7 protein-coding genes are annotated in these 9,889 nt (G+C 68.5%); all 7 read left to right on the top strand.

Annotated features, from left to right (window positions below; genetic code table 11):
• Positions 1 to 137: 137 nt before the first annotated feature.
• Positions 138 to 1,484 carry a hypothetical protein gene (locus FDZ70_03075; GenBank protein TLM79450.1) on the top strand — a complete coding sequence of 449 codons (1,347 nt, stop codon included), beginning with the start codon at positions 138 to 140 and terminating at the stop codon, positions 1,482 to 1,484.
• Between the two features lie 36 nt (positions 1,485 to 1,520).
• Positions 1,521 to 2,618 carry a radical SAM protein gene (locus tag FDZ70_03070; protein ID TLM79449.1) on the top strand — a complete coding sequence of 366 codons (1,098 nt, stop codon included), beginning with the start codon at positions 1,521 to 1,523 and terminating at the stop codon, positions 2,616 to 2,618.
• Between the two features lie 170 nt (positions 2,619 to 2,788).
• Positions 2,789 to 4,720 carry a hypothetical protein gene (locus FDZ70_03065; GenBank protein ID TLM79448.1) on the top strand — a complete coding sequence of 644 codons (1,932 nt, stop codon included), beginning with the start codon at positions 2,789 to 2,791 and terminating at the stop codon, positions 4,718 to 4,720.
• Positions 4,721 to 4,791: 71 nt separating this feature from the next.
• A complete protein-coding gene (locus FDZ70_03060) occupies positions 4,792 to 6,702 on the top strand; it encodes a hypothetical protein (protein ID TLM79447.1) in 1,911 nt (636 codons plus the stop codon).
• Positions 6,703 to 6,707: 5 nt separating this feature from the next.
• Positions 6,708 to 7,385 carry an acylneuraminate cytidylyltransferase family protein gene (locus FDZ70_03055; protein ID TLM79446.1) on the top strand — a complete coding sequence of 226 codons (678 nt, stop codon included), beginning with the start codon at positions 6,708 to 6,710 and terminating at the stop codon, positions 7,383 to 7,385.
• Complete coding sequence (locus FDZ70_03050; protein ID TLM79445.1) at positions 7,382 to 9,091, top strand: hypothetical protein; 1,710 nt, start codon at positions 7,382 to 7,384, stop codon at positions 9,089 to 9,091. Before FDZ70_03055 ends, FDZ70_03050 begins: the two co-directional genes overlap by 4 nt.
• 92 nt (positions 9,092 to 9,183) lie before the next feature.
• Positions 9,184 to 9,889 (top strand): radical SAM protein (locus tag FDZ70_03045; GenBank protein ID TLM79444.1); only part of this gene is annotated, 706 nt, incomplete at its 3' end.

The following is a 9,889-nucleotide window of genomic DNA, read 5'->3' as shown; positions in this document are numbered from 1 at the left end:
CTCCGGCGCGGCCCGCGACGCCGACCGCGCCGGAGCACGCAGCGTCGGCACCAGCCGTCGCCGAAGGGCCAGGCCCGCGGACCGCTCCGGTCCTCGCGGCCGGCTTCGCCGCTCGCACCGTCACCTTCGACCGATCCGTGCGCAGCGAGCTGTTCTGGCTCGAGACGGACATCCTCGACCCTCGCCACGTGCTGCTGTACACCAGACGCGCGGAACCGCGGCTGCAGCCGCGGGAGATCGCCACGCTGGCAGAGCGGCACGTGGCAGTCGTCGCGACGCGCCGCGCCGCGGCAGCTACGGGGGTGCCGCTGTACCGACCCGGCGCGGGCACGTTCGCGCTGGCGGTCGGGCTGGGGATGTGGACGCTCGCAGCGGCCGCGGCCGCAGTGATCCGGCTCGCTCCGCCCGCGCCCGGTCATGTCGCGATCGGGCTGTCGATGGTCGCGCCGTATGCGTCGTGGCGCCGCTTCTTCGAGCGCAACCGTGTGGGCGTGCATTTCGACATAGCCAACTTCGACAAGGCCGGGTCCATCCGCAACGCGGCGATCGAGCACGCCGGGGGCGTCAGTGTGGCCTACCAGTGGAGCAACCTCGGCGCGTCTCCGATCGAGACGTCGTGCGATCCCGACGTGTTCTTCCAGTTCGGCCCGGCCTACGACGACGTGTTCGCGAGGATGGGGTCCGCGTTCGGTCGGACGGTGTACTCGGGATACGTGACGGACCATGCTTTCGCGCCGGTGCGCGGGACGTCAGCCAAGCTGCGCGCGTCGCTCGAGGAGCGCGGCGCTCGCTTCGTGGTCGCCTACCTCGACGAGGCGACGTCCGATGCGCCTATGAGCTGCATGACGGATGCGGAAGGCGCCGCGATCTATGCCGACCTCATGCAGCGCGTGCTGGATGATCCCGAGTTCGCGGTCGTATTCAAGCCCGGGTATCCGCTGTCGATCGACGAGAGGCTCCGGGGCATCAGCGAGCTGCGCGAGCGTGCCGAGGCGACGGGGAGATGCGTGTTCGTGTCGGAGGGAAGCTTCCTCACCACGCAGTACCCGACGATGGTCGCCCAAGCGGCGGACCTGGCGATCGGCCTGCTCGGCAGCGGCACGGTGGGGCTGGAGTCCTGGCTGTCCGGAGTTCGGACGGTCTTTCTCAACATCGGTCCGCGGATGGGGCATCTGCCGCTTGCCTTCGAGGGCGCCGGGACCACCGTCTTCGACAGCGTCGGTGAACTGCTCGCAGCAGTCGACCGATTCCGGAGCGATCCGGCGCAGCTGCCGGGACTTGGCGATCTCACGGCGTGGGCGGAGGGTCGCGATCCATACCGGGACGGCCGCGCGTCCGAGCGCATCAGTGGATACCTCGCACTCCTGCTCGAGTCGCTCGGCGCCGGCGAGGGCAGGGAAGGTGCTCTGGCGGCGGCTGACGCGGCGTACCGCATCGCCTGGGGAGACGATGCCGTAGCGGTCCGCGAGCGAGCCGGGGCCTGAGCGGGCGGATCCGGGACCTCTGCTAGACTCCCTCGCATGGAACTCGCCCCGACACGACTGCTCGTCATGCCGTCCGGTTCCCCCGCGGGAGCCGAGCCGGGGACTCCGCTGACATATGAAGAGGCCAGGACGCTCGAGCCTGTGCGCGTAGACGATCTGCTGCGCGTGCATCCGGACGCGGAGAACGTGGCGCTGCTCGACGCGTACGTGTCTCGCGGCCTCGGTCTTGTGCCCATCCGCAGGCGCTCGCTCCAGCCGGCCCGGTCTTCTGAGGACTTCCCTGCACGCGTTCTGCTCGAGCTGACGAGCCTGTGCAGCCTCACCTGCACGATGTGCCCGCGCAACGTCCTGCGTCGGCCGATGACGCACATGCCGACGGATGTGGCCCTGCGCTGTATCGACGAGCTCGACGAGCACGGCATCGACGGACTGTGGCTCTACAACATCGGCGAGTCGATGCTGCACCCGGACTTCGCGGCGATCCTCGCGCACGTCGCGACGAAGCGGAACCTGGGGTCGGTGTGGCTGAGCACGAACGGCCAGCGTCTGGAGGAGGAGCATGTCGACCTCATCCTGTCGCCGCCCCTGACGTTCCTGAACTTCTCGCTGAACGCCATGAACGCAGAGACGTACCGCAAGGTATCTCCCGACGGTGACTACGGCGTCCTCCTCGAGAACCTCGCCCGCCTTGTGGCCCGCAAGCGCGAACTCGGGCGCGAGGGATCGCCACCATGGCTCCGCATCCAGATGATCGATCAGCCCGCCGTCGGCCCTGGCGAGCTGGACAGGTTCCTGGCCGAGTACGCGGGGCGGGGGGACATCCTGAGTGTGAACCTTCTCGAGGCGTTCTCGCAGGACGTCGCCGAGAACGTCGAGTACGCGACCGCCCGCGATCGCAGCGAGTCGAAGCGATGCAACAGGCTGGTGCGGGGCGACGCCTTCATCTTCTCGGACGGGGAGGTCGGATTCTGCGACACGGACTTCAACCACGATGCTTCGCTCGGCAACGTGTGCGAAGCCGGCATCGCGGCCCTGTGGTCCGGCGAGACTCGCAGGCGCTACCTGCAGCTGAACGAAGAGGGACGGCTCAACGACATCCCCATGTGCAGCCGCTGCATGGATTGGGACCTCTAGGGGCCCCGAACGTCACGGTCCTTGCCGCTCGGGGCCCGCGCCAATATAATGTTCAGCGTATGAACAATCCCACCGACCCGCGTTCCGGCTGCCCGGGGAGCGCGACACACGGCCGAAACAACTCGGTGCCAGACTCGAATCCGGAGCGGCAACCCGAGTGAGGAGATCCGATGCGCGTCTACTTCGAGCTGTCACGAGGCACGTCCGGTCGCGATGACCTGAACGATCTCGTCACGTTCGACGACGGGCGTACGCTCCGCATCGCGGGCGATCGCACCGAGGTCGTGGTCGGCCCTTCGAGGCGGCTGTTCCTGTTCGGCGACGTCTTCTACAGCAGGCGTGACGACGGGTCGATCCGGACGACATCCGCCGATGACTCCGAGCACCTCGCGCAGCTCTTCGCCCGGCACAGTCCCGAGGAGGTAGCGGAGCTGCTCGAAGGCCAGTACGTCGCCGTGGTCGTCGACGACGCCGCCCGCGAGGCGCAGGTCGTGTTGGACCGCTACGCGAGGCTCGACCTGTTCGTCCGTTCGAGCGGCGACACGCTCAGGTTCTCCAACGACGTCGGCGAGGTGCTGGCAGGCGAGTCGCCCGAGCGCGACCAGCGCATGCTCGCTCACCTGTTCCTCGTGTATGGCTGGTACACGCCGAAGGGCACGACCATCTACTCGGATGTCACGAGGCTCCGCGTGGGCGAGAGCGTCGCGATCTCGAGCGGAGGCGGTGTCTCCCGACGCCAAGCGGAGTTCGTGCCGCTCCGGATCGAGGAGTACGGCTCCGACGATCTCGAGCGCTACTACCAGGTGCTGCGCGACTCCGTGCTCGCGAGGGCCGCGCGCAGCGGCACGACGTGGGTTTCCGCCTCAAGCGGTTGGGACTCGTCGCTGCTCGTGGGGATCCTCGCCAACGAACTCGGCCCCTCGAGCGTCGGCATGCTGACGGGCAGCATGCACTACTCGCCGCAGACCGACGTCATCAACAGGTTCGAGATCGACAAGGTGGGGCGGATCGCGGAGTTCTTCGGCATCAAGCCCGAGATTGTGCGCTTCGACTATACGACCGCGGCCGCCGGCGACATCATGCGGGGACTCGCACCGTTCTGCCGGTCGCGCCAGCTCTACACGCTGTCGTCGCTGAACATGACGAGGCTCGCCGAGGGGCTGACGTCCGTCGCGGGCCCCGGTTGCACGATCATGAACGGCGAGGCCTCCGACTCATTCCACAACTTCGGCTTCTCGCAGTTCGGGACGTTCTTCCACACCTCGAAGGCGTTCACCGAGTACGCCGACAAGATGAACTGCTACCTGTTCGGCCCGTCGTTCCTGGGCAAGGTGCTCGACGGCTCGTTCGAGGGAGACCGCGTGTTCCGCATCTTCCGCGAGATGAGCCCGGGCGTGCCGTTCCGCACCGACTGGCCCGATCGCGCAGGCATGCTCGAGGCGTTCCTGTTCCCGCTGTTCTACGGCGGGCCGCGGCTGCCCTTCGCCGAGACGTGGCACACCCCCGTGCTGACGGACGCAGGCCGGGCGGCCGTGTACACGTACCCGTTCCGCGAGTACATGCCGGAGGTGCTGGCGGGCATCACGCCGGAGACCATCTATTCCTGGTACATCCGGATGTACCTGTCGTTCCACACTCAGGGCTCGACCGTCGCGGTGCTCCGTGCCGCCATGGAGCGCAGCGGCCAGAGCTCCCGGATGCCGTACAACGACGCGCGCCTCATCGAGGTGCTCTCGAAGGCGCCGGAGAGCTGGGGCAGGGGCCTCGATCTCAACCACACGAAGTACCCCCTCAAGTGGGTTGCCGAGAACCGCATCCCGTTCCCGTACGAGACGCTGCAGGAGGGCCCGCACGCCTATCTCTACGACACGATCGAGGGGTTCTCGCTCGCCGCCGAGACCACGTACCGGTCGGGTCTCTCGCACCTGTTCCGGGAGGTGATGGACGAGGCCGCCTACCGTGACGTGCTCGACCCGGACTATTTCGACCTCGCCTACCTGGACGGGCTTCGCGACGGCTACCTAGCCGGGAGCGAGGTGAAGGGCGCGGACCTCGGTGCGTTGTTCGCGCTCGTGCAGTTCTGCATCATCGGTTGGTACTGAGCGGCCGCATCGCGGTGGACCGGCCGGCTGGCCGGGACTCGTGGGGTGCGGCGCGACTGCTGTGAGGTCGTATGCGCGTTGCATTCATCGAGTTCGACGACGAGATCGACGGCCTGCTCGCGGCCCTGGCGAATGACGGCATCCCTGTCACCGAATGCAGGGTCGTCGCACTCGAGCCGAGGGCTCGGCTCGCGCTGAAGTGGCGCGGGATCGACGCGGACTCGACGGTGCCCTACTTCTCGAACGCGGCTCACGAGCGTGTGATGCGCGGCAGCGAGGCGCTGATGCAGCGGTTGCGGGCGGCGCTGTCGGGCTTCACGGACGAGCGCGGCGTGTCCGTCGCGTACGCCACCGAGTTGTGCCACAACGCCAGGATGCTCTACAACCACCTCGCCAAGACGCTCGAGGTCATCGTAGCCGCCGCAGAGGTGGCGCCCGGCGCGGCGATCTACGCTGCGGTCGGGGCGGGTTGCACCAGCCGGCTGATGATCGACGACACCGAGCGCTATGCGGGCCGTCTCGCCCGGCGCTGGGCGCAGGGCGCGGGACGCCGCTTCGTCGACATCGGCGGGGTCGCGGCCGACGCGCGGCCGGCGGCCGACCGGGTGCCGCGCGCGCGTCCGGCGCAGCGGGTCTGGGCGAGCCTGGTGGCCGGGGCGCTGCGGCGGCGAGAGGTGGTCATGCTGCCCCGTGCGAGTGGGTATCTCGCGCCCCTCGTCGAGTCGCTCCGCGACCGTCTGTCCGACCTCGAGTTCCTCGGGATGGACTTCGAGGGCTCACTGGACAAGGCGGTGGCGGGAACGTTCGTGGGCGCGATGCGCCGTGGCCTGCCGCCCGCGACGGTGGCGGTCTCGTGGTTCGGCGCGCGCGCATCGGGCCCCGAGAGGGCAGCGCTCTCAGAGTGCGTGGCCTCGGCGTTCGCGCCATGCGACGAGACCCTGTACCACGGCGTCGAGTTGAGCGACCTGCTGCAAGCGAAGGCAGCCGCGGCGTACCTGCCGGCGCTCCTGCGCATGTTGGATGATTCCGCGGGACTCGCCGAGCTGTATCGCCGGGTGCCGCACGCGTTGCTGGTCTCCGCCGTCGCGCTCGGCCGCATGTCGGTGGCGGGTGAGCTCGCCGCCGTGCTCGGGCGCCGGTCGCTGTTCGTGAGCCACGGATCCCATCCCGTCCCGGTCGACGACACGCACGAGATCGAGCTGCTGAATCTCGCACGCGGCTTCATGCTGTCCGAGTACACGCACGTCGCGCTCGCGACTCCGGTCCAGGAGGCGCACCTGCGGTACTTCCGCGAACGCTACCCGTGGGTGCGCGCGGAAGGCGTGCGGACCGGCCCGCTCGTGTTCGCGCGGACGGATCCCAAGGACCGCCCGGCGGCGAAGAAGGCGCTCGGCTTGCGCGAGGACGCGTTCGTGATCACGCACGCGGTGACCGTGAAGGCGCGCTCGGGCGAGCGGTTCCACAACGTCGAGACGATCGACGAGTTCATCGAGGGGGTCTCCGCGCTCGTGCTCGCGATGGATCGCTTGCCCGGCGCCCACCTGCTGCTGCGCGTCCACCCCGGTTTCGTGCTCACGGACCATGAGTTGCGCGGTCTGCTGCCCGAGTCGGACCGGTACACGATCGACAGCAGCGGTCCTTTCGCCGGTGCGCTTGCCGCGACGGACCTGCTGGTCAGCTACTCATCGACCGCCATCGACGAGGCGCTGCTCAACCGTATCCCCGTGCTCTTGTGGGACAAGTGGGCCAGGTACGACCACTTCCGCACGCCCGCGTTCGACGGCACGGCCGAGGGCTGCTGGCCGGTCTGTTACGTGGATGACGAGGAGCGTCTCGCCGAAGCGCTGGCCTGGGTCCGCGCCCGCGTCGAGTCGGGCGGCCCGCCGACGGACGCCGAGCTGTCCCCGTATGATTACGGCGAGGAGTACTTCGATGCGCTCGTGCGGTTCGTGCGCGAGTCGTTCGACCGAGGGAGGGGCTGACGGGCATGCGCGTCGTGGGCTTCGTGCCGTGCAAGCTGAACAGCGAGCGTGTGCCGGGCAAGAACGTCCGCACCCTCGGCGGCGTGCCGCTCGTCAACCACGTCCTGCGCACGCTGGCCGAGGTGCCCGGGATCGACGAGACGTACCTGTACTCGTCGTCGGACGCCATCGAGGCCTACGTCGAGCCCGGCGTGCCGCACACCTGGCTGCAGCGCCCCGAGTGGCTCGACACCTCCGACGCCAAGGTCCAGGACTTCGTCGGCGAGTTCGTGAAGGCCGTCGAAGCGGACGTCTACGTCCTCGCGCACATCACGAGCCCCTTCCTGCGCGCCGCCACCGTGTCCGAGTGCGTCCGGGCCGTGACGGAGGGCGGGCACGACTCGGCCTTCGCCGCGCTCGAGGAGCGCCGCTTCGCCTGGTACGAGGGCCGCCCGCTCAACTACGACCTCGCGGCGCCGGTCCCGCGTACGCAGGACCTCGAGCCCGTGTTGTTCGAGCAGTCCGGCCTCTACGTGTTCCGCCGTGAGGTGTTCACTGGAGGCGCGAGGCGGATTGGCGACGCGCCGTTCGTGCGCGTGGTCGGCCGGCTCGAGGGGCACGACATCGACGAGCCCGACGACTTCACCTTCGCCGAGCTCATCTGGGAGCGCGGCCTGCACCGCGATGAAGGAGACACGCCGTGACCGAGCCCGCCGCCCGCCGCCCGCTGCTGCTCGACTGCACCATCCGCGACGGCGGCTACCTGAACGAGTGGTTCTTCGATCCGAAGCTCGTGCGCGAGACGTACCGCGCGGTGTCCAAGGCCGGCGCCGACTACTTCGAGATCGGCTTCCGCGGCACAGAGGCGCACTTCGACCCCGCGAAGCACGGGCTGTGGCGCTTCACCCCCGACGAGCTCATCGCCGAGACCGTGAAGGGCATCGCGGGTGCGAAGGTGTCGATCATGGCGGACTTCGGCAAGATCGCTCCCGGCGACTTCGCGCCGGCCGATGAGAGTCCCGTGACGATGGTGCGGCTCGCCGCGCACAAGACCGACATGCGCGCGGCGCTCGTCCTGCTCCAGCAGTGGAAGGCGATCGGCTACGAGACCTCGCTCCAGGCCATGGGCTACTCGGGCTACTCGAAGGCCGAGCAGGAGGAGCTCGCGGCGATGCTCGCGGGCTCGGGCATCGACTACATCTACGTGGCGGACTCCTACGGCTCGATGTTCCCCGACGCGATCCCTGAGCTGATGGAGCCGATGCTGCCGCTGCGCAGCGAGATGCGCGTCGGCTTCCACCCGCACAACTCGCTGCAGATGGCGTTCGCCAACACGATCGCCGCGATCGAGGCGGGAGCCGACATTGTGGACTCGTCGCTGTACGGCATGGGCCGCGGGGCGGGCAACCTGCCTACCGAGATCATCGTCGCGTGGCTCCAGCAGCGGATGCCGGACAAGTTCAACGTCATCCCGGTGCTCGACGCGGTCTCGCGCTACTACGCGCCGATGCAAAGCCAGATCGGCTGGGGCTACACGCTGCCGTACATGCTCTCGGGCCTCTTCGAGGTGCACCCGTACTACTCCGCGCGCCTGGTCGACATGCAGGAGTTCGCGATGGAGGACATCTGGCGGGCGCTGACGGTGGTGCGACGCCGCGACCCGGTCGGCTTCTCGCAGGCGCTGGTCGACGAGATCGTGGCCGCGGGCATCTCGGGCGAGGCGGTGGGCGCCGGCGACCAGGGCGCCCCGTCCGCCCCGGGCCCCGTGCCGTACCTCGACCGTCACGCGGGCCGCGACTTCCTCGTGCTCGGCAACGGCCCCTCGCTCGCCGAGCACCGCGACGAGATCCTCGCGTTCATCGAGCGCCACGACCCGGTCGTGCTCGCCGCGAACCACCTCGCCGGGATGTTCACGCCCGACTACCACGCGTTCTCGAACAAGCTGCGCTTCACGAGCTACGTCGGCGAGGTCTCGCCGGAGTCCGTGCTCATGGTCTCCGAGCACATCCCCGAGTCGCTCGTCCGCGAGTACACGCAGCGCGACTACGAGCCCATCCGTTTCGTCGACTCGGCCACGGCCGACTTCGGCGTGACCGATGGCGTCATCGCGTGCAACTGTCGCACGGTGTCCGTGCTGCTCATGGGCGTGGCGGCGGTGATGGGCGCGGAGCGCGTCTTCGCCGCGGGTATGGATGGCTATCTTGGCGTCGGCGAGTCGGGCGAGTGGCTCTTCTACCATGAGGCCGAGGAGACCGAGGACCGCGAGCTCATCGCGGCCATGCACCAGGCGAACCGCCGCTACATCGGCCAGATCGACGAGTTCCTGAAGGCCCGCGGCGGGGAAGGCGTCCACATCCTGACGCCGACGACGTACGAGGGCTTCTACAAGGGCATCGCGAACTACGTGTAGGCGTTCCCGGCCAGATCCGCTCAAGGCGGGACGCGCCGATGCCGACATGCTAGTGTGACCGTCGACACGTTCGGGGGGATGGACGTACGCTCGTGGCGTGCGCTCGTGGCCGGGAGGACACCCTGAGCACCCGCACCATCGGAGCACCGCTGATCGAGGCCGCTGCGGCGGTGGACCGCCCGAAGGTCCGCCTGTCCGAGTACGGCTTCACCGTTCTGCAGATCGAGACGCTGCTCGCCTGCAACATGGCGTGCAGCTTCTGTGCGTACCCGCTGCTCGAGGACAAGGGCGCGCGCCTCGATGATGCGACCGTGCTGCGGCTGCTCGACCAGGTCGACCCCGACGATCCCGAGTTCGAGTACGTCTGCTTCAGCCACTACAACGAGCCGCTGCTCGACGATCGCGTCTTCGACTTCCTGCGAGCCGCCCGCGAGCGGGGGCTCAAGACCCTACTGATCACCAACGGGCTCGCGCTCCGCTCTCCTGAGACGGTAGAACGGCTGCTGTCGGCCGAGCCCGACTTCATCAAGATCTCGTTCCAGACCGCGAGTCGGCACAAGTTCTACCAGTCACGCGGCACGGGGATCTCGTACGAGAAGTACGCGCTGACCGTCATCGACTTCCTGCGAGTCGCACAGGAGCGCGGAGGCCGGACCAAGGTGACCGTCGACTTCGCGTGCAACTTCATGCCCTGGTACCAGCGGTTGATACGCGGTCTGCTCGGAGTCGAGGCAGGTGACCCCTCCGTCCGGCACGACCTGACCAGCCTGTCACCGTACGTCGTGGACTGTGTGGAGT

It is taken from the genome of Actinomycetota bacterium (assembly GCA_005774595.1).
In the GTDB taxonomy this organism is placed as follows: Bacteria; Actinomycetota; Coriobacteriia; order Anaerosomatales; family D1FN1-002; genus D1FN1-002.
Note: the sequence above shows the minus strand (reverse complement) of the source record. Positions and strands in the feature narration are given on the sequence as shown.

Coding starts and splice junctions, on each gene's coding strand:
- FDZ70_03065 (TLM79448.1), top strand. CDS start 2,789: ATGCGCGTCTACTTCGAGCTGTCACGAGGCACGTCCGGTCGCGATGAC.
- FDZ70_03070 (TLM79449.1), top strand. CDS start 1,521: ATGGAACTCGCCCCGACACGACTGCTCGTCATGCCGTCCGGTTCCCCC.
- FDZ70_03060 (TLM79447.1), top strand. CDS start 4,792: ATGCGCGTTGCATTCATCGAGTTCGACGACGAGATCGACGGCCTGCTC.
- FDZ70_03055 (TLM79446.1), top strand. CDS start 6,708: ATGCGCGTCGTGGGCTTCGTGCCGTGCAAGCTGAACAGCGAGCGTGTG.